Source organism: Paraburkholderia sp. J10-1, assembly GCF_905220165.1.
Taxonomy (GTDB): domain Bacteria; phylum Pseudomonadota; class Gammaproteobacteria; order Burkholderiales; family Burkholderiaceae; genus Paraburkholderia.
This window is the reverse complement of record NZ_CAJMYW010000083.1, coordinates 1-310: the sequence shown is the minus strand read 5'-3', so window position 1 is coordinate 310 and position 310 is coordinate 1. Positions and strand designations below refer to the sequence as shown.

The window sequence follows — 310 nt, the reverse complement described above, 5'->3', positions numbered from 1 at the left end:
AATCGACGCTTACTTCGCCCCCGCGATGATCGGTCAGGACGCCACGCGAATTCAGGCGCTCATGGCGCACCTCGGCAAGCTCGTCAAGGTCAATCACTTCGCCAAGTGCGCGCTGGAAACCGCGCTGCTCGACGCGCAGGGCAAGCGCCTTGGCGTGCCGGTGAGCGAACTGCTGGGCGGCCGCCGCCGCGAGCGCCTGCCGGTGGCATGGACGCTGGCATCGGGCGATACCGCGAAAGACATCGCCGAAGCCGAGGCCATGCTCGAGGTGCGCCGCCACAAGATCTTCAAGCTGAAGATCGGCGCGAAA

General features: G+C 66.1%; 1 pseudogene. It reads left to right on the top strand.

The window, feature by feature from the left end:
• Nucleotides 1-310 (top strand): annotated as a pseudogene (locus tag U5A65_RS40815) (muconate cycloisomerase); the annotation flags it as partial.